Raw genomic sequence first — 20,819 nt, 5'->3', positions numbered from 1 at the left:
TAATAAGGTCGTTTGGCAACGCCAGTCGTTGTCACTGGATCTGATTCTCGCGCCCCTGCCCTCCATTGACAAGGCACAGACCCATCCCTATAAGAAGCTATGCATACGGAATGGGAAGAACAATGGCGTGTGGAGTTGTCCGCCTTGCGTGCGCACGACCTCTGGCGGGAGTTGCAGGTCCTGCAACCCGTGCCAGAACGGGGGCCGCCCGCTTTTATGGGGGCGCAGGGCGAACCGCTCCTGTCTTTTGCCAGCAATGATTATCTGGGCCTGAGCGCAGAACCGGCCTTACGTGACGCCGCCATCGCCGAGATCCAGCAGAACGGGGTAGGGGCTGGTGCGGCGCCGCTGCTCGGTGGGGAGCGACCCGCCCATGCGGCGCTGGCATCCGCCCTGGCGCACTGGTTGGGGGTGGAGGCGGTACTGCTCTTCGGTAGCGGTTATCTGGCCAACCTGGGCGTTATTTCCGCACTGGTCGGGCGCGGTGATCGCGTCTATGCCGATCGTCTCAACCACGCCTCGCTGGTGGATGGGGTGCGCCTCTCCGGCGCGCGCCTGCATCGCTATCGGCATGGCGACATGACGCATCTGGCGCAATGGCTGGAACGCGGCGGCCGGGGACAGGCCTGGATCATCACGGACGGGGTGTTCAGTATGGATGGCGATATCGCTCCACTTCCTGAACTTGCCGCCCTGGCGCAGCAGTATGGTGCTGGGATCATCCTCGACGAAGCCCATGCCTTTGGGGTGCTGGGGTTGGAGGGAAAGGGTACCGTGGCGCACTGGAACATGAACCTCCATGAGGTAGACGTCATCATGGGCACCTTGGGTAAGGCCTTTGGTGTTTATGGTGCCTTCGTGGCCGGCAGTCAGGATCTGGTGGATATCCTGCGCAATCGCGCCCGCAGCTTCATCTATCATACCGCTCTGCCCTCTGCCTTGGCGGTTGCCGCCCTCGCCGCGCTGGATCTTCTCCGGCATGGCGATGCCCGGCGCGAGCGCCTGACGCAGCACCGGCAGCATCTGCGTGCGCAAGTGCCCGACGCCCCCTGGTTGGCCAGCGAGACACCTATTCAGGGCCTTTTGCTGGGCGATGCGCGGCGGGCGCTGACGGTCAGCGCCCAATTGCGCCGCGCTGGCCTCTACTGCCCAGCGGTGCGGCCACCGACGGTGCCGGCCGATAGTGCGCGTCTGCGTATCACCCTCAGCGCGTCACACAGCCACGATGATATCGAGCTTCTGGCGGCTGCGCTCCGGGGAATCTTATGAACTGGGCGCGTCAGGTCAGTGGTCAGGGGCGCCCGCTGGTGCTGCTCCACGGCTGGGGGATGGAAAGCCGGGTCTTCGCTTCCTGGCGGCCCTTTCTGGAGGCGCATTTCACCTGTGTCAGCTACGATCTGCCTGGCCACGGACAGACGCCCTGCGCGCCCTCCGGCCTGGCTTGGCTAGCCAGTCTGGAGGGGCTCCGCCAAATGCTTGCTCAGGAGGCCCCCAAGCCCCTGTTGCTCGGCTGGTCCCTTGGAGGGTTGTTGGCCTTGGGGATCGCCTTGCAACACCCTGAATTACTGGATGGACTGGTGCTGGTATCCGGTTCCCCCGCCTTTTGCCAGCGCCCCGACTGGTTTCCGGCCATCCCTGCCGCGACTCTGGAGGATTTCGCTCAACGCCTGCGCGAAGACCCGCAGGGTACCCGGCGGCGCTTCCTCGCCCTGCAGGTGTTGAACGATCCGCAGGGACGCCGCGCTCTGGAAGGTCTGCGTGCCTGGCCTATGCCGGATCAGCGCTGTCTTGCCGATGGGCTGGGGCTGCTGCGGGAGGTGGATTTGCGCGGACAACTGACGGCGCTGCCCATACCGGTACAACTCCTGCACGGGCGACAGGACCGCATTGTGCCCATCGGTGCCGCCGATTATCTCCACACGCGGTTATCTGGTAGTCGGATCATCCGGTTAGAGCGGGTAGGCCACGCCCCTTTTCTGGCGCAGCCGCAAGCCTGCGCCCAGGCACTGCTGGAGACCTGGGGATGAGTGCCGAAAATCCTTCCTTCCACATGGAAAAACGTGCCGTGCGGCGGGCCTTTGAGCAGGCCGCAGCGGCGTATGAAGCCAGTGCCGTCTTGCAGGATCAGGTCGGCGCACAGCTCATTGAACGGCTGGACCTCGTCAAGCTGGAACCACAATGGATACTCGATGTGGGCAGTGGTACCGGTCTGCAAAGCCGCCGTCTCAATCGCCGCTATCCCAAGGCGCGGCTGCTCGCCCTGGATCTGGCGTCGAATATGTTACAGCAGGCCCGGCGTCGCAAAGGCTGGCGGCAGCGTCAACATTTTTGCCAGGGTGATGCGGAAAGCCTGCCACTGGCGACGGCCACTATCGACCTGCTCTACGCCAATATGTCCATTCAGTGGTGCAATGATCTGGATCAAGTGCTGCGCGAGTTTGCCCGGGTGCTGCGCCCTGGGGGTCTGCTGATGTTTAGCACCCTCGGTCCAGACACCCTGAAAGAACTGCGTCAGGCCTTCGCGGCGGTGGATGAACGCCCCCACGTCAGTCATTTTATCGATATGCATGATATTGGTGATGCTTTAGTGCGTCAGGGCTACGAAATGCCGGTGCTGGATGTAGAACATTATCAGCTCACCTATGCGACGGTGGATGGTCTCCTCCGCGACCTGCGTAACATCGGTGCCACCAATGCCGCCGCAGGGCGCACCCGTGGCCTGCTCACCCCGCGCCGCTTGCAGGTGCTGCGCCAGGCCTACGAGGGTTTGCGCGCCGATGGTCGGCTGCCCGCCACCTATGAAGTCGTCTATGGGCATGCCTGGAGCAGCGGTCCACGCGCCCTTCCGCGTGCAGACGGCAGTGTCGCCATCCCCTTGACCCAATTGCGCCGCCGCCCGTGATGCAGGAACAGCGATCGCGAGGTCAACAAGCGCGCCCTGCGCGCGGAATTTTCATCACCGGCACCGACACGGGCGTTGGCAAAACTGCCGTCACGGCGGCGCTGGCCCGGCTCTGTGCCGGTCACGGCATGCGCGTTGCGGCCCTCAAACCCGTTGTCTCAGGGGTCGAGACCGACGGCACCTGGGAAGACGTGGAAATTTTGCGCGCCGCCAGCCAGCCCCCGCGCAGCATTGCCGAAACCAATCTCTACGCCTTCGACCCACCGCTGGCCCCCCACTGGGCGGCGCAGCAGGCGGGCGTCACCGTGGATCGCGGGCGCATCGCAGCCTTCGTCCGGGCGCAATCCATGGCGATGGACTGCGTACTGGTGGAGGGCGCGGGTGGTTTTCTCGTGCCGTTGGGCGCTGACTGGGGCTTTGCGGAACTGGCTGAGGACCTGCATTTCCCGGTGCTGTTGGTGGTGGGCTTGCGGCTGGGAGCCATCAACCATGCCCTGCTGAGTGTCGAGGCCATCCGCGCCCGGGGTCTGCCCTTCGCCGGATGGGTGGCGAACACCCCGAACCTTGCGGTCGCAGAGGGTACCTTGGCGACCTTGCAACAGTGTTTACCGGAGCCTTGCCTGGGGGTGTTGCCCTATATCCCGCACTGGTCCGCCGCCGTTCTGAGTCCTTATCTGTCTCTTTCGGCGTCCTTATATTGATGTTAGACTGACTTCGCATTGTCATAAAAAAACAAAAGGCAATCAGCCGCGATGTCGGGGTGAAAATTCACGGCATCGCGGGCGGGGTTCAAGATAATTCTGATGGAGCGTGAGTGTCATGAAGTCATTCAAGAGCATATTGCTGTTGGTGGTGACAAACCTGCTGATATTCGTCAGCCTGTCGATCAGTTTTGCCATTCTGGTTAATTTTGTTCTACCCCTGTTTGGGGTGGATCTGCGTGGCTCGGTGAGCAACACGGATCTGCTCTGGGCGCTGGTGATCGGTTTTGGCGGTGCCTTTATTTCGCTGCTGATGTCGAAACATCTGGCGCGCGCGGGGCTGCAGATGCAACGCATCGACACACCGCAGTCGACCAAGGAGCATTTGGTGTACGACTCGGTTGCACAGTTCGCTAATCGCCTGGGCATCCGCATGCCGGAAGTCTGGGTGTACTGGAATGATGAGCCTAATGCCTTCGCTACCGGACCGGGTCGCAATCATAGCATGGTCGCGGTGAGTAGTGGCCTGGTCAACCTGCTCAGCGACAATGAGGTGCAGGCGGTGCTGGCCCATGAGATGGGGCATGTATACAATGGCGATATGGTGAGTACCACCTTACTACAAGGCTTGATGAATACGTTTGTATTCTGGCTGTCCATGCTGGCCGCGCGGCAGTTTGATGACCGGCCCATGATCGCTTTTATGGTGTCCATAGTTTTGCAGATTGGCCTGTCTTTCCTGGCGCTGATTCCCATCACCTGGTTTTCGCGCCGCCGGGAGTTTGCGGCAGATCGTTTTGCTGCCGAGCAGGTGGGTGTGGCCCCGATGATCTCGGCGCTGCAAAAGCTGCATCAGCGGGCGGAAGCCATGCATGTGGTGCATGACGTGGTGCGCGATCCCATGGCGACAGCCTACATTTCCGGAAGCTGGCGCGGCTGGTTTGCTACGCACCCCAGCCTGGAAGCGCGGGTGGCGGCCCTGCAAGCACTTCAAAACGGGTATAGTTACCGGTAGCTAGTAGCGCAAATGGGGGATTGGTCTTTGATGCAGGCAGGAGGCAGTGCAGTTGCGCCCTGAAGGCGTATGTCCGGTCCTCCTGCGCGGTCATGACCGGTCAGCCCCTTTCCCCGACCCGGAGCAGGCCGACGGCAATCTGGTCGCCATCGGTGGAGATTTATCCCGGGAGCGTCTGCTCAGGGCCTACGCACAGGGCATTTTTCCTTGGTTTGCTGAGGAGGACCCCATTCTCTGGTGGTGCCCTGATCCCCGTGCTGTCCTGGAACCCTCGGCGGTACATGTTAGCCGCAGTTTACGCAAGTCGGCCCGTAACGGGGACTGGCAATACCACATGGACAGCGACTTTGTCGGTGTTATCGACGCATGTGCGGAGCCGCGCGCCGGGCAGAGCGGTACCTGGATTACTCCGACGGTGCGTGCCGCCTATCTGGATCTGTTTGCCGCCGGAGCGGCGCATTCCTTGGAAGTCTATCAGCGGGACCGCCTGGTCGGCGGGCTCTACGGCGTCGCCCTCGGCGGACTCTTTTTCGGAGAGTCCATGTTCAGTCGGGTGCCCGATGCCTCCAAGCTGGCTCTTGTTCTGCTAGCGCGTCATCTCCAGCACTGGGGCTTTAGCCTGATTGATACCCAGTTCATTACCCCACATCTGCAAAGCATGGGTGCGCGCGAATGGGCGCGCAGGGCTTTCTTGCAAGCGCTTGCCGATCTGCGCACCCAACACCCACAAGCCGACTGGAAAATCTCATTATCTTTGCACGAGATGTTTTAGTCATGGCCTTCTATATATCCGCTTTGCAGAAATGTCCCTACTTGCCGGACCAGGAAGAACTTTTGGTGCTCAGCGATCCCCGCGAGATGGTGGGCAATGTCCAATATGACCAACTCTTGCAAAAAGGATTTAGGCGCAATGGCTCGGTGGCCTACCGCCCGATGTGTCCGCAATGCGATGCCTGTATTTCCGTGCGTATACCCGTCGCGGAGTTTCAGCCGGATCGCGGCCAGCGCCGCACCTGGGGGCGGAACCAGGAGATTCAAATACGTGAACAGGCCCCGCAATGGGATGCTGCCCACGCCCGTCTCTTCGCCGAATATCAGTGCTGGCGGCATCCGGGGGGGGGCATGGATGAACACGCGGATCGCCTGTACCGGGAAATGATTGTCGAAACCGGTGGCGTTGATGCCCGCCTGCTGGTCTTTGAGCAGGACAAACACCCGCTAGCGGTGGCACTGGTGGATGTGCTGGACGGTGGTGTGTCTGCGGTTTACACTTTTTACACGCCGGATCTGCCGCAACGTGGCCTGGGTATTTTCGCTATTCTCAGTCAGATTGAATGGACCAGGAAACAGCGCTTGCCCTACCTTTATCTCGGTTATTGGGTCGCCAGCAGCCCGAAAATGGACTATAAAAAGCACTTTCGCCCTCTGGAGGGCTTTGTGGCGGGTGGCTGGCGTCTGCTGTCAACGGCGCGTAAGCGCGAATGAACAATGCCGCACCAAATATTTTCAGCACCTTATCGCCGTGGACCATAGTGGGGGTGATGGGCCTCTTGGGCAGCGCCTGGGCTTTGTCCGCCTGGCAGCGGCTCGGCGTAGGCAAGGAACTGCTCTGGTCTGCGGCGCGGGCGACGGTTCAATTAGGGGTCATGGGATTTTTGCTGGGTTGGCTGTTCCGCCAGCACCAACCGCTTTTGCTGGTACTCTTCCTGGTGGCCATGATCCTGATGGCTGGTCGTTTCAACCGTAAGCGTGGTGCCGGTATCCCTCATGCCTACTGGATCGGGGTGATCAGCATCACGGTGGCGACTGCGGTCACCCTCGCTTGGATGCTCCTGTCCGGGTTGGTTTTCTGGCGCGGCGAATCATTGGTCCCCATTGGTGGTATGATTATTGGCAACGCGATGAACGCGGTATCGCTGGCGCTTAACCGTTTGCGCAGTGAAGTGGACCAGCGCGAGGATATGTTGCTGGCTATGTTGGCCCTTGGCGCCCATCATCGCCAAGCTATGCGTAGTCTGTATAGTAGTGTTGTGCGCAGCTCGTTGATCCCGACTATCGACAGTCTGAAAAGTGTCGGCATGATTCATATTCCAGGAATTACCGCAGGTATGATTCTGGCGGGTATGGCGCCACTCACTGCGGTATCCATGCAATTGGTAGTGATGGTGATGTTGACTGCGTCGGTAACCTTAAGTGTCTCCACGGCGGTTCTGCTGGCCGCACCGCGCGCCCTGGTTTTTTCTCAACGTATTGCGGGGTAATACTCTAATGGCGGCTTTAGCCGGACGTTTTCGCGGCTTTTTGCCGGTAGTGGTCGATGTGGAAACGGCAGGATTTGATCCTGACCGTAATGCTTTGTTAGAAGTGGCTGCGATTATCATTGGCGGCGAAGTAGGGCAGTTACGGCCGGTAGCCGCTCACCACTTTCATGTGCAACCCTTTGCCGGGGCCGTGCTCGATCCGGCGGCATTGGCATTCACCGGTATTGATCCCTTTCAGCCACTGCGCGGTGCGATTTCCGAGGAAGAAACCTTGCGCGGGATCTTCCGGCCGGTGCGCACGGCTGTAAAGGCTGCCCAATGTCGGCGGGCCATTCTTGTGGGCCACAACGCCTCTTTTGACCTGTCGTTTATCAAGGCAGCAGAAAAGCGAACGGGTGTTAAAAATAATCCCTTTCATCTTTTCAGCACCTTTGACACCGTCAGTCTGGCCGGTTTGGCCTATGGTGAGACCGTGCTGGCCAAGGCCGCTATGGCCGCCGGTCTGGACTGGGACCACACCCAGGCGCATTCAGCACTCTATGATGCGCGCCAGACGGCGGAATTATTCTGTCGGATTGTGAATCGCTATGATCTCAACCGGGAGTACCCCTGAAGCAGGACCAGCATGCCGCACATCTGTTAGAATGTCCGCTAAAATAGTTTAAATTTTTATGAAAGGAAGTGCGTATGCCTTACCGTCTGCATATTGAACCCAGTGGCCATGAGCTGGATTGCGATAGTGATGAAACTATCCTGGAGGCCGCCCTACGGCATGGTTTTAACATCCCCTATGGTTGTCGCAATGGTACCTGTGCGACCTGCAAGGGACGTATTCTCAGTGGCGAAGTGGATTACGGGAAGGTGGAAGAAAAAGTATTGTCGGCCGCGGAGAAGGCGTTGGGTTTGGCGCTCTTCTGTCAGGCAATGCCCTTGTCCGATGTAAGCATAGAAGTCCGGGAGATCGGCGCCGCCAAGGATATTCAGATTAAAACCCTGCCGTCGCGGGTGGCCAAAATAGTGGATTTGGCACCTGATGTGCGTGCTCTCTTTCTAAAGATTCCGACTACAGAGCGCCTGCAGTTTCTGCCTGGGCAGTACATCGACATCCTTCTGAAAGATGGCGGCAGGCGGAGTTTTTCCCTTGCCAATGTACCCGGCGACGATGCGCTGTTAGAGCTGCACATTAAAAAGGTGTCGGGTGGCGCCTTTACCGGGCATGTTTTTGGTGCTTTAAAAGAAAAGGACATCCTGCGCTTTGAAGGCCCATTAGGCACTTTCTTTATTCGCCAGGAATCCACGCGTCCTTTGCTGATGGTCGCCACTGGCACAGGCTTCGCGCCTATTAAGGGTATGCTCGAGTCGCTCTTCGCGCAGGACTCCATACGGCCTATCCATTTTTATTGGGGTGTACGTCATGCGGAAGATTTTTATTATCACGATTTACTGAGTGAATGGCAGTCGCGCCATGACCATTTTCAGGTAACCCAGATAGTATCGCGCCCGGATGCTTCCTGGTCGGGAGCCACTGGTTATGTTACTGCACAAGTCATTCATGATTTTCCAGACGCGAGCGCAATCGATGCTTATATTTGCGGGCATCCAGATATGGTGTTTTCCTTATCCGCTGCTTTACAGGGAGTAGGATTGAATCCAGAACATGTTTTTGCCGATGCATTTGTATTTGCCAAAGCAAAAACAAGCTGACATAATTATCGCATTGGTGATTTCTTCCGCCATGACAACCTGATTTTAAGGAGTGATCGAGTATGGAAGCACAAGCAAAGAAACGTCATCGCCGTACCTCAGAAGAGCGTCTGGCGGATTTAGAAGAGAAGCAACGCCAGACAGAAATGCGGCTGCGTGAGCAGTTGGCAAAATTCGAGCAGCAGAAGCGGAGTTTGCAGGAAAACCCACGCGCACGTCGTGAGCGTGAAGCACAACGGCGGTCATTGATGGACCGCATTTCTCGTTTGGTGCCTGATTGGGAGCCTGCGCAGATTCTTGCGGCTGTCGCTGAAGTTCGTGACCGCGTGGGTGACAATAGCCATCTGCTGGGTGAGTTGGATAATCGTGGAAACGCGCTCATGCAAGAATTGAAGCCCCGTCGTGGACGGCGTCCCCGTTCCGCGATTTAGTCCTCGATCTGAGCAGTTTTTTAAGTACAGAAGCCCCCGCAGCGATGAGTTGCGGGGGCTTCTTATAATACGACATTCCCCTAACGCCTTTTGCATCCCCGCCAGCGTGCCAGCATTGGTACGCGGTGCGCCATGTAAGCGCGGATATACCATGGGTTATTGCGGTTGCGCATCAGTTGACGGACACGGTGTTGCATGGCGTCCAGCGTCAGTTCCGGCTCCTTGAACTGCCCGGCCGCATAGCAGTAGCTACAGTAATGGATACTATGGCTGCCGTCAGTCTCCGTCCCGCCGCCTTGGGGATCAAACTGTAGCGGCATGCCGCAACTCTGGCAGCGGTTTTTCTCAATTTCCAGTAGACGTATGCATTTTTTCATGGCGAAATTTAGACATCCTCCGGTGCTATCAGTTCAAGAGCCTCAATATAGATATGCGCCATACCCAGCAGGAACACTACATTAGGGAGAATAAAAACCAGCGCAGCGGCCAGGCCGACCCCCATGCTGAGTCCCGCGCTATATAAGGAGGTGCTCGTTGCCACTGGCTGCGCAAGTATTTCGCCGCTGATGAGTCTGTCGCCAGACAGTGCCCCCAGCATTTGCCAGAACATGTCTGCACTGCGGATGATTTCTGCGGCCAGCACCGGGGTAGCCGCCGTTAGTGCCATGCTATATCCAGTGTAGAGAATCACCGCGATGATAATTCCCATACCCGTTGCCAATGCGGCGAGCAGCAACATCATCAGCAGAATAGAACCTGGTTTATTGCGTGCAATGGCGATGGTATGACGGAGTGAGTTGCCTACGCTTTCGCCGTGCCATAAAGCGGGTCCGGAGAGATTGAAGACAATAATGGCGAGGACAAAAACAATGGCGTTTACTAACATGATGGCAGGGAAGAGCGGGACAAAGAGCATCGCGCCAATCCCCGGTATCTTGCAAGCGAGAAATCCCAATACTTCTACGACAAAAATGCCCAAGAGCAAAAGACTTTCAATAATCAGCAGCCCCAGCAGGCGCGGCAGCACCCGTATGCCAAAGTGGAGACTTTTAACTATTCCCGGCAACGGGTCACCGCGCGCCTCGTGCAGTAGAACACCGCCAGCGCCCAGGTAGCCGACACCAAAACTGATCAGCAGAATAATCACCCCAATGGTGGCACCAGCCCAACCCCCAGGCCATTGTGCGAAGAGTTCCAGGCCAGAGATGCCCAGGAAAACGGCGATGATGTACACCAGAATAGGTTGCCATAAGGTAATGCCGCGCAGCGCCCGCAACAATAAAGCGAAAGACAGGTCTCCCTGGCTGGGTGTATGGGTAAACATGTGTGTAGTTCCTTAGTCGCCATCCTTGGCGCCTAGAATAGCAAATTGCAGGCGGATGGTGGATAACTATCGGCCCTTGTCCACAGAGGGACAATTACCATGGGTGGTGCTACACTGCCCGATATTGACCGATTGGTCGGGTATTGTGCAACTGTGGTCGCCATATGCAGATTGGAGGCGGAGGGTTCATGGGGGATTTGCCACTGGCAATCGAAGGTGAGGGTCGGCAGCGGATTTTAGCGGCTGCTGAAAAACTTTTCTCCGATAAGGCATTTGATGCCGTCTCCATGAACGCCATCGCTTTGCAGGCGGGTATCAGCAAAGCCAATATCTATCATTATTTTCCCAACAAAGATGCGCTCTATCTTGCGGTATTGCGCGCTGCCAGCCACAATTTACGGACATTGCTCAATGATGCGGTCAACGCCCACGGAGCCGTGGTGGATGTGCTCCGGCATTTCGCGCGCTGCCATCTCCAGGCACTGTTAGACCGACCGGAATTGGTGCGTCTGGTATGGCGGGAAATTCTCGAAAAGGGCGCGCCCAGAGCACAAGAGTTCGCCGAACAGGGCTTTGCCGATGTATTTTCGGCATTGGTCGCCGTGCTCGAGGCCGGTCAGTCCCGAGGTGAACTGCGGGTGGATTTTGACCCGGCCCTAGTGGCAACCCTGCTGTTGGGTGCGAATGTCTTCTTTTTCCAGTCCCGCGATATCCTCCGTCATTATCCGCCTATAACCTTTGCCGACGATCCTGCAGGTTATGACGCTGGAATTGTGGAAATTCTTTTGCGCGGGCTGATTCCAGCATCTTCGATAGATACGGCGAGTACACGATGAGCTCTATGCACAATGATCCGCACTTGCAGGCGCATATATTGGTAGAGGCGTTGCCTTACATGCAGCGTTTCCATGGGCGTACCATCGTCATCAAATATGGTGGTAATGCCATGACCGAAACCCATCTTCAGGAGCAGTTTGCTTACGATGTGACCCTGATGAAACAGGTGGGCATGAATCCGGTGGTGGTACATGGCGGCGGACCGCAGATCGGCGCCATGCTGGGGCGACTCGGGGTGCAGACGCATTTTGTGGATGGCATGCGCGTGACGGATGCGGCCACCATGGAGGTGGTGGAAATGGTTCTCGGCGGGCGCGTTAACAAGGAGATCGTGCAGGCCATCAACCGGGCGGGCGGGCGGGCGGTGGGGCTGACGGGAAAGGATGGTGGATTGCTGCACGCCCGTCCTTTGCGTCGCAACGGTGTTGACCTCGGTCTGGTGGGTGAGGTAGCCCAGGTGAACCCTGATGTTATCCGACTGCTGGATCAAGGCGAATTCATTCCGGTGGTGGCGCCGATTGGTGTAGGCACCCAGGGCGAATCCTACAATATCAACGCAGACTTGGTGGCAGGTGCCCTCGCCGCGACGCTGAAGGCTGAGAAGCTGATTCTGATGACCAATGTCGCCGGAGTACTGGATCAGGACGGACGACTGCGCACGCATTTGGAAGCTGCTGAGGTGGCTCGGATGGTTGCCGATGGCCATATTTATGGCGGCATGTTACCCAAGATTCAGTGCTGTCTGGATGCGGTGGCCGCCGGGGTCCACGCCGCGCATATCATTGATGGTCGGGTACCCCATGCGTTGTTGCTGGAGATATTCACCGACGCGGGTGTAGGCACATTGATCTCTGATTAACCTCTGCTTTCAGAGGAATGGCCGCAGTGCCTTGACCCAACGCGGTGCTCCGCCCGTATCCACCGTTACCGACACGCTGGTACCAATCCGGAGCGGGAACCTGGGGTCCGGGTTGGTGATGAGGACCCGCACGGGCACGCGTTGCGTCACCTTGACCCAGTTACCCGTAGCATTTTCCGGGGGCAGCAGGGAGAAGGCGTTGCCCGCACCACCACTCAGGCTCACTACCTTTCCTTTGAAGCGATGGTTAGGGTACATATCAATGGTGAGTTCTGCAGTCTGGCCGGGATGTACCCGGTGGAGATCGGTTTCCTTGTAGTTGGCCTCAACCCAGTATTCCGCATTGCCAATCAGAGGGAACAAATCTTGATTGACATTGACCACGTCGCCCACATGGATATTATCCACTTTGCTGACGACCCCGGTGATGGGCGCGTAGAGGGTGGTTTCGGAAAGGTACATCTTCGCGGTGCTGACCGCCGCCTTGGCGGCGGTGATACGCGCGGCGTTGAGCCCTTGCTGTGCCCGCCTTTCCGCCAGGGCAGCCTGATCAGCGGCCAAGCGTGCCCCGGCACTTTGCGCGGCGGTCAGCTGATTGTCTGCCTGTTGCGCAGACAGGTATTTCTGTGCCGCCAATGCCGCCGCGCGCTGTGCGTTGCGCTGGGCATTCTGGTAATTGACTTGGTCGGCGCTGATATTGGCCAGCGCTCCGGCAATGTTGGCCCGAATGGCGGTGGTCTGCCTTTCCGCCTGCATCAATTCAGCCTCGGTTTTCTGCAGAGCGTAGCGATAGGCCCGCGGGTCCACTTTGACCAGAGGCTGTCCAGCCTGCACGACCTGATTATCATGTACATAAATAGCGACGATATGCCCTGTTACCCGCGGTGCAATGTCCACGACATGGGCGTGTACATAAGCATCGTCCGTGTTGGGGTAGTAATCAGCAATCTGGAAGTAGGCGTAGGCGCTAAAAGCAACGACGACGATGATGATCAGAACCGGAAGGCGTTTGAGCCAGCGCATAGGTATCCCTTGTTGCAATCCAGGTAGCCGGGTGACTCTCCGGACCTGTTTCTGAAAGTCGGTTCATGCGAAGAACTCATTTAACATAAGGTCTTGCGCGTAATGTCTGTACGGCTCAGAGCGGCCATAATATTTTTGACACGTATGCTGAGTGAACGCATACTGACCGTTCGGTTGATACCATAACGCAAACGATTCCTGTCGGCAAGGCGGCCGATATATCGTTAATAAGGAGTGGTCATGAAGCAGGATATGAGAGTCTGGGCAGGGATTATGGGTAGCGCTGCACTGGGTGTGTTGGTGACAGGGTCGGCGCAGGCAGGTGATACAGGGTTGCATGTGATTCAGGGCGGCCCTGCTTATTTCAGTGCCGGCATTGGTGCCTTTAATGCGGCGGGTGTTGAGCCCGGTCCCGGACATCGAGGTAATGCGACTCTTCCCGAAATCGATCTGGAATACCAGTCTGCCTCCAAATTGTTCGGCATTGGCGCGCTTTGGGGTATAGTCGCTAATACCAATGGTGGTTTCATGGGTTATACCGGCTTGTACTCGGATGTCGCCTGGGATCACTGGGTGCTGACGCCAGTGCTCGGCATAGGTGGATATAATCGGGGGCGGGGCAAATACCTGGATGGTGTCTTCCAGTTCCGCCTGGAGTTGAGTCTGGCCTATCAGTTTGCGAATCAATCACGATTTGGGCTTAAAATCGCCCATATTTCCAACGCATATATCGCCCAGGAGGATCCTGGTGAAGATGAGATCATGCTGAATTACTCCATTCCCTTGTCTTTTGGTGACCACTCCTCCTGAGATAAACCAGGGCCTGTCCGGGCTCGTTTTGGCGCGGGTGATCAGGCTTCGCTCCGGTGCAGCCCTAGTCGGCTGAACAGCGACTGATCGTGGCCCATGCTGGCATTGTCTGTCGTCAGCAAGCGATCCCCAAGGAAAATACTGTTGGCGCCGGCCAGGAAGGCGAGAGCCTGCAATTCATCGCCCATGGCTCCGCGCCCAGCGGAGAGTCGTACATAGGCCTTGGGGAAGAGTATGCGGGTAACAGCTATAGTGCGCACAAACTCGAAGCCATCAATGGGTTCGGCCGCTTCCAGCGGGGTACCGGGAACGGGAACCAGGGCGTTGATAGGGATGCTCTCCGGGGCTTGCGGCAGATGTGCCAGCACCTGCAGCATACGTGCCCGGTCACGGCGGGATTCACCCATGCCGAGGATGCCGCCGCTGCAGATCTTGATGCCGGCGCCACGCACTGTCTCCAGCGTGTCGAGGCGATCCTGATAGCTACGGGTGTGGATGACTTCGCCGTAAAACTCGGGTGAGGTGTCGAGGTTGTGGTTGTAGTAGTCGAGGCCGGCATTCTGTAAGCGTTCTGCCTGCCCGGGCTTAAGCATGCCCAGCGTGACGCAGCTTTCCAGGCCATATTCTTTGACCACGCCAATCATGGCGGCGACTTTTTCGATGTCCTTGTCGTGCGGGGAGCGCCAGGCAGCCCCCATGCACAGGCGTTGGGCCCCGTTGGCTTTGGCCTCCTGTGCGGCCGCCCGAACCTGATCAAGATCCATGAGGGCTTCCGCCTTGAGCGCCGTCTGGTGATGGGCGCTTTGTGAACAGTAGCCGCAATCCTCAGGGCAACCACCTGTCTTGATGGACAGGAGGGTGGAGCACTGGATGGCATTCGGATCAAAATGTAGCCGATGCACCTTTTGCGCCTCAAAAATCAGATCGTTGAAGGGGCTGGCATAGATTTCGAGGATGGTATCAAGAGTCTGAGGTGGTGCGGTGGTGTTCATCAGTCGTCCCTGTTGAGAGCAGGTGGGTGGGAGGATTCCGCGTATTTTCTGAGCTGGGCCTGAACACCGGCAGACGCCGCGCGGATGCGCAGTGTTTTGTCTCGCGCGCTTTCGCCCTGCACCAAGGTAATCTGCGATCCTTTGAGGCGTAGGGTAGCACAGAGGAAGGCAGCAAGGGCAGTGTTGGCAGCGCCCTCCACGGGCCGGGCGCGCAGACGGATCTTGAGGGCATCGCCGTGGCATCCGCTGATGGCATCGGCCTTGGCACCCGGCTGTACCCGGACGCGTAAATACAGATCGTCACCCTGTACGCGCAGGTATGGGGGCGGTGCTTCTATAGGTGTCATATGCCGCAGCCTGCCGGCAATGGGTTAGCCGCCCAAATTGAGGATGGCATTGACCAGCAGGCCTTTGAGCAACTCGATGAGAAGCATGGCCACCAACGGGCTGAGATCAATGCCACCCAGTGGCGGGATGATCCGCTGTAGCGGATAAAGAATGGGGCCGGTCACCCGCTCGAGGAACTGGACGATCGGATTGCGCGGATCGGGCTGTACCCAGGACAGGATGGCACGGATGAGAATGGCCCAGAACAGCAGGGTCAGGACAAGGCTGGTAAGACGGGCTGCCATAATGCTGAGTTCGGTCACGTTATATCCTTTTTGGGGCTGCCCAGAGCGCGGCTGCGCTCGGCCGCGGCGGCCAGGGCCCGCTGCGCCAGTGGTCGCAACTGCTCTTCCCAGGTGGCTAAACCCGCTGCCGTGGTGCCGCCGGGGCTGGTGACCTGATGGCGCAGTTCGGTCGGGCTGAGCCTGCTGGCAGCGGCCATTTGCGCGGTACCGAGTACGGTTTGTAAAGCGAGCGCGCGGGCGGTGGGTCGGTCCAGGCCTTGCAGCACGGCAGCATCTTCGAGTGCCTCCAGAAACAGCAGGATGTAGGCAGGGCCGCTTCCAGAGAGCGCAGTAACGGCATCCATCAGCGACTCATCACTCAGCCAGTAAATCTGGCCCACACTGGACATGATGGCTGCGGCGGTCTGACGTTGGGCAGCGTTCACCGAATCGCGGGCGTAAAGGGCGGTTGCTCCGGCACCCACCTGCGCCGGGGTGTTGGGCATGCTGCGCACGATGGCGCTCCCGGTGTTCAGTTCGGCGGCGATGCGCGCACTGCCGACGCCCGCGGCGACGGAGAGAAAGAGCACCCCGGCATCGGTAAAGTCCTGCCGCCAGGGCGCGAGCACCGACGAGATTTGTTGCGGCTTGGCGGCATAGATCACCACGCTGTTGGTCGGTAAACGCTGCGCTGCCGCCGACAGGCTGCGAATGCCGAACTCTTCCGCAAGTGCATCACGGCGCATGACGCTGGGGGCGTGAACCTGAATCTGCTCGCCCGTAACGCCTTGAAGCCGCAGGCCGGCGATGAGCGCGCGTGCCATGTTACCGGCACCAATGAAGACGATATTCTGAGTAATCATAAGGACTCCTGGGTACGTGCTCCGAAGAGGATGGTACCAAGACGGATCTCGGTGGCGCTGTGTTGCAGGGCTTGGAGGTAGTCCGCCGAAGTGCCCATGGAGAGGGTATCCAGATCGGCATGGACCGGGGTCTGTTGCAGCGCGAAGAAAAGTTCTGCCATCCGGCGGAAGTCGGCGTCTGCCTGCTCCGCTTGTGGGTGGACCAGGGCCATCAGACCGCGCAGCCGTAAATGGGATAATCGGGAAATAGCGAGGGCCAATTCGGGAACTTCTTCGGGGGCGCAACCCCCTTTGCTGTCTTCCGCACTGACAGCGACCTCAATCAGCACGTTTAACGGCGCTACCATGCCCGCGCGCGCGGTATTGAGTCGTTCAGCGATGAGTGAGCGGTCTACACTTTCCACCCAGTCAAAATGCCGGGCTAATGCTGCAGTCTTGTTGCGCTGGATGCGGCCGATGAAGTGCCAGACGATGCCATCCAGATCGCTCAGCGCCATTTGCTTGTCCAGGGCTTCCTGCAGATAGTTTTCGCCGAAGTGACGGAGGCCGAGTGCATAAGCGCGCCGCAGTGTCTTTGCCGCGACACCCTTGCTGGCGGCGAGCAGACATTGTGGTGGACGATCGGCAATCGCACATTGCACATGGGTTAGGCGTTCGGCGAGGGGCATCGGTCTCCGGCAGACGTGGGCGAAATGGTCAATGTCGACTATAGTAACGCTCAATAGCCTTTGGTCCCAAATCACGGGCCGTTTCTTTTGGGAGCTGCATGATGGACATTTCAGAACTGCTCGCCTTCGCGGTGAAAAACAATGCTTCGGACACGCATATCTCGGCGGGTTTGTCGCCTATGCTGCGGATCAACGGCGATATTCGCCCCCTCAATGTGGAGGCGCAGGACAGAAAGGCCGTACATGGCATGATTTACGACATCATGAATGATTCTCAGCGGAAGGGGTATGAGGAAAATCTGGAAATCGATTTTGCCTATGAACTGCCCGGTGTGGCGCGTTTTCGGGTGAATGCCTTCAACCAGGACCGTGGGCCCGCGGCGGCATTTCGGACGATTCCCGCCAAGGTGCTGAGTCTGGAAGATCTCAATGCACCCAAGTCTTTTGTAGAGATCATCAACGTACCGCGTGGACTGGTGCTGGTCACCGGGCCGACGGGGTCAGGTAAATCTACGACGCTGGCGGCGATGGTGGATCATATCAATGCGAACCGCGCTGACCATATTATTACCATTGAAGATCCCATCGAATTTTTGCACACTCCCAAGAAATGTCTCATCAACCAGCGTGAGGTAGGTGCCAACACCCACTCCTTTGAAAATGCCCTGCGCTCAGCTTTACGTGAAGATCCGGATATTATTCTGGTGGGCGAGTTGCGTGACCTGGAGACCATGCGCCTGGCGCTGACTGCGGCGGAAACGGGCCATATCGTGTTTGCGACGCTGCATACCAGTTCGGCGCCGAAAACTATCGACCGTATTGTCGATTCCTTCCCTGGGGGGGAAAAGGATATGGTTCGCGCGATGTTGTCAGAATCTCTGCGCGCAGTTATTTCTCAGACCCTGCTCAAAACGGCTGATGGCAAAGGCCGGGTAGCCGCGCATGAAATTATGATTGCCACACCGGCTATCCGAAACCTTATTCGCGAAAATAAGGTGGCGCAGATGTATTCGGTGATCCAGACTGGACAAAATCAGGGTATGCAAACGCTCGACCAGTGCCTTGCTGATTTGGTGCGGTCCCACAAGGTAACCCGCGAAGATGCTCTGCGCCGGGTACAGAATAAAGACAGCTTTATGAATGTGGCCTGAGGATAATTTATGTCTGTACTGGATGATCTGCTGATCTTGATGGTGGAAAAAAACGGTTCTGATCTTTACCTCACCGTAGGCTCGCCGCCGGTTATGAAAATTGACGGGCGGGCGGTTTCATTAGGGACTGAGATGCTGAAGCCGAGTCAGGTGCTGAATCTTGCTAAAGAGATTTTGGGCATGGAGCGGTTGCAGGAATTCCAGCAGGAAAAAGAAATTAACATGGCCATCTCCGCGTCCGGGATTGGGCGTTTCCGGGTCAATGGCTTTTTTCAGCGTGGTGAACTGAGCTTTGTCTTGCGCGCCATTAAGACGCAAATTCCCAGTCTGGAGCAGCTCAGGCTGCCGCCCATACTGAAAAATCTGGCCATGGCCTCCCGAGGTCTGGTGCTCTTCGTCGGGGCTACCGGTTCTGGTAAAAGTACTTCTCTGGCATCGATGATTCAGTATCGCAATCAGAATGCGGCGGGCCATATTCTCACGATTGAGGACCCCATTGAATTTCTTCACAAGAATGCGATGTCTATCGTCAATCAGCGCGAAGTGGGTATCGATACCCTGAATTACGAGCGGGCGCTGGAGAATGCCTTGCGGGAGGCGCCAGATGTTATTCTGATCGGCGAAGTGCGTAGTCGGGATACCATGGACCATGCCATGGCATATGCAGAAACCGGACATTTGTGTATGTCGACCTTACATGCGAACAATGCGAATCAGGCCATTGAACGTATCATCAACTTTTTCCCGGAGGACCGTAAAAAACAATTGTTGATGGACCTTTCGCTCAATTTGCGCGCCGTGGTCTCACAACGCCTGTTGCCGATCAAGGGGCAGGGCGGGCGCGTCGCCGCGATAGAGGTGCTGATCAATACCCCGGCTATTGCCGATTTGATCTATAAGGGTGAAGTGGGCTTGCTGAAAGACGCCATGGCGCGGACGAATGATGTGGGTATGCAGACGTTTGATCAAAGCCTGCGGCAACTGTTTATGGATGGGCTGGTGGAATATGAGGATGCCCTGCGCGGAGCCGATTCGCAGAATGACCTGCGCCTTGCCATCAAGCAGGAGTGCATGCGACGTGGCGTAGAGGACCCGGGTGCCAGTACCTCTGCAGAGGGGCAGTGGCGCATTCAGTCTTGAATGGCTGGTGGGTTCTGCTGGCCGCGTGGTCAGCCTTGCTGGCCTGGCTGATACTGGTCCTTGGGCGGGGCGCCTTTTGGCGGGCAGATCAGCGTCTTCCCCTTAGCGAAAACGGCACGCAGCGCACATGGCCGGAAGTTACCGCTGTGGTGCCTGCGCGTAATGAAGCAGAGGGTATTGGTGACTGTGTAAGTGCTCTATTAAGGCAGGACTACCCCGGTGTGCTGCACGTCATCGTGGTGGACGACCAGAGCAGCGACGGCACCGCGGAGCGTGCCCGGGAAGCGGCATGTCGGGTGGATGCTGCTTCCCGTTTGGAGGTGTTGCGCGGCGCGCCGCTGCCGGAAAACTGGGCGGGTAAAGTCTGGGCCATGGCCCAGGGGGTGAACGCGGCAGGCCTGGTGCCGCTGCTCTGGTTCACCGACGGCGATATTGTTCATGGGCGGGATGTTCTGCAACGCCTCGTCATACAGGTGGAGGATCAAGACCGGTCACTGGTCTCGCTGATGGTGATGCTCTCTTGTCGCAGTTTTTGGGAGCGTCTTCTGATTCCGCCCTTCATCTTCTTCTTCCAGATGCTGTATCCCTTTCCCTGGGTCAATAACCCGCGCCGGGCGCTGGCTGGCGCTGCGGGGGGGTGCATGCTGCTGCGGCGGGCGACCCTCGAAAAGGCGGGTGGCTTCGCTGCCATGCGCGGAGCACGCATAGATGACTGCACGTTAGCGGCTTTAGTGAAGCCGCATGGAGCTATCTGGCTGGGTCTGGGAACGGAGAGCTACAGTCTGCGTGATTACCAGCGGCTTGGCGAAATATGGCGGATGGTGGCGCGTTCTGCCTATGTGCAACTGCAGTTCAGCCCCTGGCGCTTGCTAGGGGCGATATTAGGGATGATTTTTCTTTATGCCTGGCCGATAGGGGGGCTGCTATTCGGCCTTTGGACGAAAAATATCTGGTTGGGGTTGCCCGCGCTGCTGGCCTGCATGCTGATGTTGACGGCCTATCGGCCCTCCCTGCGTCTTTATGCGCTGAATCCGTTGTGGATGTTCAGCTTGCCCCTTGCCGCCCTGCTCTACACGCTCATGACGTTGGATTCTGCCCGTCGTCATTATGGTGGCCGGGGTGGCGCGTGGAAGGGGCGGCATTACGGTATGCCCGGAGAAAAACAGTAAACACTCGGATTAAAGAACACCAGCTCGATCTGCTTACGTTTGCCGATGCGTCGCAGGTGGGTGGCGATCCCGAAAAGCAGTTCAAACACAGGTCCACCGCGTCCGCCAGCCCACCGAGAACCCGCACCGATAATGGTCACTTGGGTCATGTGCTATTCCTCGGAGTCGAAAAGCCTGGACGTGTTAACGGACAAAAGTATCATCCTCGACAATTGGGGTGTCATCCTAGCCCTCTGATCCACAGACGACAGGCCTTATCTACAGACGACGGGGTGCCTAGTATCTTGTGGGACGAACGGCAGTAACACACTGTTATGTATTATGTAAAAATTGATTTAGGTCATTCATTTTGCCCCCC

The 20,819-nt window shown here is 57.8% G+C and carries 26 protein-coding genes; 17 read left to right on the top strand and 9 right to left on the bottom strand.

The window, feature by feature from the left end; all coding sequences use genetic code 11:
• The first annotated feature begins 99 nt into the window (after nucleotides 1-99).
• The 11 genes from bioF to H2515_RS13960 all read left to right on the top strand — a co-directional run bounded on the left by bioF (nucleotide 100) and on the right by H2515_RS13960 (nucleotide 9,014).
• Nucleotides 100-1,269: an 8-amino-7-oxononanoate synthase gene (bioF, locus tag H2515_RS14010; RefSeq protein ID WP_198660424.1), complete on the top strand. Its 1,170-nt coding sequence runs from the start codon at nucleotides 100-102 to the stop codon at nucleotides 1,267-1,269.
• Nucleotides 1,266-2,027 (top strand): alpha/beta fold hydrolase, encoded by a 762-nt coding sequence (locus H2515_RS14005; RefSeq protein WP_065412674.1) that lies wholly within the window; start codon nucleotides 1,266-1,268, stop codon nucleotides 2,025-2,027. The genes bioF and H2515_RS14005 overlap by 4 nt, the downstream gene beginning before the upstream one ends.
• Nucleotides 2,024-2,902 carry a malonyl-ACP O-methyltransferase BioC gene (gene bioC / locus H2515_RS14000; RefSeq protein ID WP_065412673.1) on the top strand — a complete coding sequence of 293 codons (879 nt, stop codon included), beginning with the start codon at nucleotides 2,024-2,026 and terminating at the stop codon, nucleotides 2,900-2,902. The genes H2515_RS14005 and bioC overlap by 4 nt, the downstream gene beginning before the upstream one ends.
• The gene (bioD, locus tag H2515_RS13995; RefSeq protein WP_065412672.1) at nucleotides 2,902-3,603 is read left to right on the top strand and encodes a dethiobiotin synthase; all 702 of its coding nucleotides are present in this window, start codon (nucleotides 2,902-2,904) and stop codon (nucleotides 3,601-3,603) included. The genes bioC and bioD overlap by 1 nt, the downstream gene beginning before the upstream one ends.
• Before the next feature lie 118 nt (nucleotides 3,604-3,721).
• Entirely contained in the window at nucleotides 3,722-4,618 is an 897-nt protein-coding gene (htpX, locus tag H2515_RS13990) for a protease HtpX (RefSeq protein WP_198660423.1), read from the top strand.
• A 46-nt stretch (nucleotides 4,619-4,664) separates the two neighbouring features.
• Nucleotides 4,665-5,390: a leucyl/phenylalanyl-tRNA--protein transferase gene (aat, locus tag H2515_RS13985; RefSeq protein WP_232821418.1), complete on the top strand. Its 726-nt coding sequence runs from the start codon at nucleotides 4,665-4,667 to the stop codon at nucleotides 5,388-5,390.
• A gap of 2 nt (nucleotides 5,391-5,392) precedes the next feature.
• Entirely contained in the window at nucleotides 5,393-6,103 is a 711-nt protein-coding gene (locus H2515_RS13980) for an arginyltransferase (protein WP_065412670.1), read from the top strand.
• Nucleotides 6,100-6,879 (top strand): ABC transporter permease, encoded by a 780-nt coding sequence (locus H2515_RS13975; RefSeq protein WP_065412669.1) that lies wholly within the window; start codon nucleotides 6,100-6,102, stop codon nucleotides 6,877-6,879. The genes H2515_RS13980 and H2515_RS13975 overlap by 4 nt, the downstream gene beginning before the upstream one ends.
• A gap of 7 nt (nucleotides 6,880-6,886) precedes the next feature.
• Entirely contained in the window at nucleotides 6,887-7,492 is a 606-nt protein-coding gene (gene rnt / locus H2515_RS13970) for a ribonuclease T (protein WP_014030095.1), read from the top strand.
• Nucleotides 7,493-7,566: 74 nt separating this feature from the next.
• A complete protein-coding gene (locus H2515_RS13965; RefSeq protein WP_035190929.1) occupies nucleotides 7,567-8,583 on the top strand; it encodes a CDP-6-deoxy-delta-3,4-glucoseen reductase in 1,017 nt (338 codons plus the stop codon).
• A 62-nt stretch (nucleotides 8,584-8,645) separates the two neighbouring features.
• Nucleotides 8,646-9,014: a hypothetical protein gene (locus H2515_RS13960; RefSeq protein ID WP_035190932.1), complete on the top strand. Its 369-nt coding sequence runs from the start codon at nucleotides 8,646-8,648 to the stop codon at nucleotides 9,012-9,014.
• A gap of 80 nt (nucleotides 9,015-9,094) precedes the next feature.
• Here H2515_RS13960 and H2515_RS13955 read toward each other — a convergent pair whose 3' ends face one another.
• Together H2515_RS13955 and H2515_RS13950 are read right to left on the bottom strand one after the other, a co-directional pair.
• Nucleotides 9,095-9,391, bottom strand: a complete 297-nt coding sequence (locus H2515_RS13955) for a zinc ribbon domain-containing protein (protein WP_065412668.1) — start codon at nucleotides 9,389-9,391, stop codon at nucleotides 9,095-9,097.
• An 8-nt stretch (nucleotides 9,392-9,399) separates the two neighbouring features.
• Complete coding sequence (locus H2515_RS13950) at nucleotides 9,400-10,338, bottom strand: hypothetical protein (protein ID WP_198660422.1); 939 nt, start codon at nucleotides 10,336-10,338, stop codon at nucleotides 9,400-9,402.
• A 188-nt stretch (nucleotides 10,339-10,526) separates the two neighbouring features.
• On the opposite strand from H2515_RS13950, the gene H2515_RS13945 reads away from it, so the two are divergent.
• Nucleotides 10,527-11,174 (top strand): TetR/AcrR family transcriptional regulator, encoded by a 648-nt coding sequence (locus H2515_RS13945; RefSeq protein WP_035190939.1) that lies wholly within the window; start codon nucleotides 10,527-10,529, stop codon nucleotides 11,172-11,174.
• Nucleotides 11,171-12,034, top strand: a complete 864-nt coding sequence (gene argB / locus H2515_RS13940) for an acetylglutamate kinase (protein ID WP_232821417.1) — start codon at nucleotides 11,171-11,173, stop codon at nucleotides 12,032-12,034. The genes H2515_RS13945 and argB overlap by 4 nt, the downstream gene beginning before the upstream one ends.
• A gap of 9 nt (nucleotides 12,035-12,043) precedes the next feature.
• On the opposite strand, the gene H2515_RS13935 is transcribed toward argB, so the two are convergent.
• Nucleotides 12,044-13,057: an HlyD family secretion protein gene (locus tag H2515_RS13935; RefSeq protein ID WP_065412621.1), complete on the bottom strand. Its 1,014-nt coding sequence runs from the start codon at nucleotides 13,055-13,057 to the stop codon at nucleotides 12,044-12,046.
• Nucleotides 13,058-13,297: 240 nt separating this feature from the next.
• Here H2515_RS13935 and H2515_RS13930 point away from each other — a divergent pair, with 240 nt between their 5' ends.
• A complete protein-coding gene (locus H2515_RS13930) occupies nucleotides 13,298-13,867 on the top strand; it encodes an acyloxyacyl hydrolase (RefSeq protein ID WP_035190943.1) in 570 nt (189 codons plus the stop codon).
• 41 nt (nucleotides 13,868-13,908) lie between these two features.
• Here H2515_RS13930 and bioB read toward each other — a convergent pair whose 3' ends face one another.
• Genes bioB through H2515_RS13905 form a run of 5 tightly spaced genes read right to left on the bottom strand, consistent with a single transcriptional unit; the run spans nucleotide 13,909 to nucleotide 17,001 of the window.
• The gene (gene bioB / locus H2515_RS13925) at nucleotides 13,909-14,859 is read right to left on the bottom strand and encodes a biotin synthase BioB (RefSeq protein WP_035190944.1); all 951 of its coding nucleotides are present in this window, start codon (nucleotides 14,857-14,859) and stop codon (nucleotides 13,909-13,911) included.
• Complete coding sequence (locus H2515_RS13920; protein WP_198660421.1) at nucleotides 14,859-15,206, bottom strand: DUF167 domain-containing protein; 348 nt, start codon at nucleotides 15,204-15,206, stop codon at nucleotides 14,859-14,861. Before H2515_RS13920 ends, bioB begins: the two co-directional genes overlap by 1 nt.
• A 24-nt stretch (nucleotides 15,207-15,230) precedes the next feature.
• On the bottom strand, nucleotides 15,231-15,509 hold the full coding sequence (locus H2515_RS13915; protein WP_081919196.1) for a YggT family protein: 279 nt from the start codon (nucleotides 15,507-15,509) through the stop codon (nucleotides 15,231-15,233).
• Nucleotides 15,506-16,333: a pyrroline-5-carboxylate reductase gene (gene proC, locus H2515_RS13910; RefSeq protein WP_065412622.1), complete on the bottom strand. Its 828-nt coding sequence runs from the start codon at nucleotides 16,331-16,333 to the stop codon at nucleotides 15,506-15,508. The genes H2515_RS13915 and proC overlap by 4 nt, the downstream gene beginning before the upstream one ends.
• The gene (locus H2515_RS13905) at nucleotides 16,330-17,001 is read right to left on the bottom strand and encodes a YggS family pyridoxal phosphate-dependent enzyme (protein ID WP_035190950.1); all 672 of its coding nucleotides are present in this window, start codon (nucleotides 16,999-17,001) and stop codon (nucleotides 16,330-16,332) included. Before H2515_RS13905 ends, proC begins: the two co-directional genes overlap by 4 nt.
• A 98-nt stretch (nucleotides 17,002-17,099) precedes the next feature.
• Here H2515_RS13905 and H2515_RS13900 point away from each other — a divergent pair, with 98 nt between their 5' ends.
• The 3 genes from H2515_RS13900 to H2515_RS13890 are packed head-to-tail and all read left to right on the top strand — an operon-like array spanning nucleotide 17,100 to nucleotide 20,461.
• Nucleotides 17,100-18,152, top strand: coding sequence for a type IV pilus twitching motility protein PilT (locus H2515_RS13900; RefSeq protein ID WP_269319575.1), 1,053 nt, complete (start codon nucleotides 17,100-17,102; stop codon nucleotides 18,150-18,152).
• A gap of 9 nt (nucleotides 18,153-18,161) precedes the next feature.
• Nucleotides 18,162-19,292 (top strand): PilT/PilU family type 4a pilus ATPase, encoded by a 1,131-nt coding sequence (locus H2515_RS13895; protein WP_035190953.1) that lies wholly within the window; start codon nucleotides 18,162-18,164, stop codon nucleotides 19,290-19,292.
• Nucleotides 19,274-20,461, top strand: a complete 1,188-nt coding sequence (locus H2515_RS13890; protein WP_232821415.1) for a glycosyltransferase — start codon at nucleotides 19,274-19,276, stop codon at nucleotides 20,459-20,461. Before H2515_RS13895 ends, H2515_RS13890 begins: the two co-directional genes overlap by 19 nt.
• On the opposite strand, the gene H2515_RS13885 is transcribed toward H2515_RS13890, so the two are convergent.
• On the bottom strand, nucleotides 20,434-20,610 hold the full coding sequence (locus H2515_RS13885; RefSeq protein ID WP_176712547.1) for a hypothetical protein: 177 nt from the start codon (nucleotides 20,608-20,610) through the stop codon (nucleotides 20,434-20,436). The two genes, H2515_RS13890 and H2515_RS13885, sit on opposite strands and share 28 nt — an antisense overlap.
• Nucleotides 20,611-20,819 lie beyond the last annotated feature (209 nt).

The sequence above is a fragment of the Acidithiobacillus ferrivorans genome (genome assembly GCF_016250455.1).
In the GTDB taxonomy this organism is placed as follows: Bacteria; Pseudomonadota; Gammaproteobacteria; order Acidithiobacillales; family Acidithiobacillaceae; genus Acidithiobacillus; species Acidithiobacillus ferrivorans.
The sequence above is the reverse complement of the archived record's forward strand: the minus strand, read 5'-3'. Positions and strand labels throughout refer to the sequence as shown.

Coding starts and splice junctions, on each gene's coding strand:
- bioC (WP_065412673.1), top strand. CDS start 2,024: ATGAGTGCCGAAAATCCTTCCTTCCACATGGAAAAACGTGCCGTGCGG.
- bioD (WP_065412672.1), top strand. CDS start 2,902: ATGCAGGAACAGCGATCGCGAGGTCAACAAGCGCGCCCTGCGCGCGGA.
- rnt (WP_014030095.1), top strand. CDS start 6,887: ATGGCGGCTTTAGCCGGACGTTTTCGCGGCTTTTTGCCGGTAGTGGTC.
- H2515_RS13935 (WP_065412621.1), bottom strand. CDS start 13,057: ATGCGCTGGCTCAAACGCCTTCCGGTTCTGATCATCATCGTCGTCGTT.
- H2515_RS13975 (WP_065412669.1), top strand. CDS start 6,100: ATGAACAATGCCGCACCAAATATTTTCAGCACCTTATCGCCGTGGACC.
- proC (WP_065412622.1), bottom strand. CDS start 16,333: ATGATTACTCAGAATATCGTCTTCATTGGTGCCGGTAACATGGCACGC.
- H2515_RS13960 (WP_035190932.1), top strand. CDS start 8,646: ATGGAAGCACAAGCAAAGAAACGTCATCGCCGTACCTCAGAAGAGCGT.
- H2515_RS13955 (WP_065412668.1), bottom strand. CDS start 9,391: ATGAAAAAATGCATACGTCTACTGGAAATTGAGAAAAACCGCTGCCAG.
- H2515_RS13950 (WP_198660422.1), bottom strand. CDS start 10,338: ATGTTTACCCATACACCCAGCCAGGGAGACCTGTCTTTCGCTTTATTG.
- htpX (WP_198660423.1), top strand. CDS start 3,722: ATGAAGTCATTCAAGAGCATATTGCTGTTGGTGGTGACAAACCTGCTG.
- H2515_RS13885 (WP_176712547.1), bottom strand. CDS start 20,610: ATGACCCAAGTGACCATTATCGGTGCGGGTTCTCGGTGGGCTGGCGGA.
- bioF (WP_198660424.1), top strand. CDS start 100: ATGCATACGGAATGGGAAGAACAATGGCGTGTGGAGTTGTCCGCCTTG.
- H2515_RS13945 (WP_035190939.1), top strand. CDS start 10,527: ATGGGGGATTTGCCACTGGCAATCGAAGGTGAGGGTCGGCAGCGGATT.
- H2515_RS13980 (WP_065412670.1), top strand. CDS start 5,393: ATGGCCTTCTATATATCCGCTTTGCAGAAATGTCCCTACTTGCCGGAC.
- bioB (WP_035190944.1), bottom strand. CDS start 14,859: ATGAACACCACCGCACCACCTCAGACTCTTGATACCATCCTCGAAATC.
- H2515_RS14005 (WP_065412674.1), top strand. CDS start 1,266: ATGAACTGGGCGCGTCAGGTCAGTGGTCAGGGGCGCCCGCTGGTGCTG.
- H2515_RS13930 (WP_035190943.1), top strand. CDS start 13,298: ATGAAGCAGGATATGAGAGTCTGGGCAGGGATTATGGGTAGCGCTGCA.
- argB (WP_232821417.1), top strand. CDS start 11,171: ATGAGCTCTATGCACAATGATCCGCACTTGCAGGCGCATATATTGGTA.
- H2515_RS13895 (WP_035190953.1), top strand. CDS start 18,162: ATGTCTGTACTGGATGATCTGCTGATCTTGATGGTGGAAAAAAACGGT.
- H2515_RS13900 (WP_269319575.1), top strand. CDS start 17,100: ATGATGGACATTTCAGAACTGCTCGCCTTCGCGGTGAAAAACAATGCT.
- H2515_RS13905 (WP_035190950.1), bottom strand. CDS start 17,001: ATGCCCCTCGCCGAACGCCTAACCCATGTGCAATGTGCGATTGCCGAT.
- H2515_RS13965 (WP_035190929.1), top strand. CDS start 7,567: ATGCCTTACCGTCTGCATATTGAACCCAGTGGCCATGAGCTGGATTGC.
- H2515_RS13920 (WP_198660421.1), bottom strand. CDS start 15,206: ATGACACCTATAGAAGCACCGCCCCCATACCTGCGCGTACAGGGTGAC.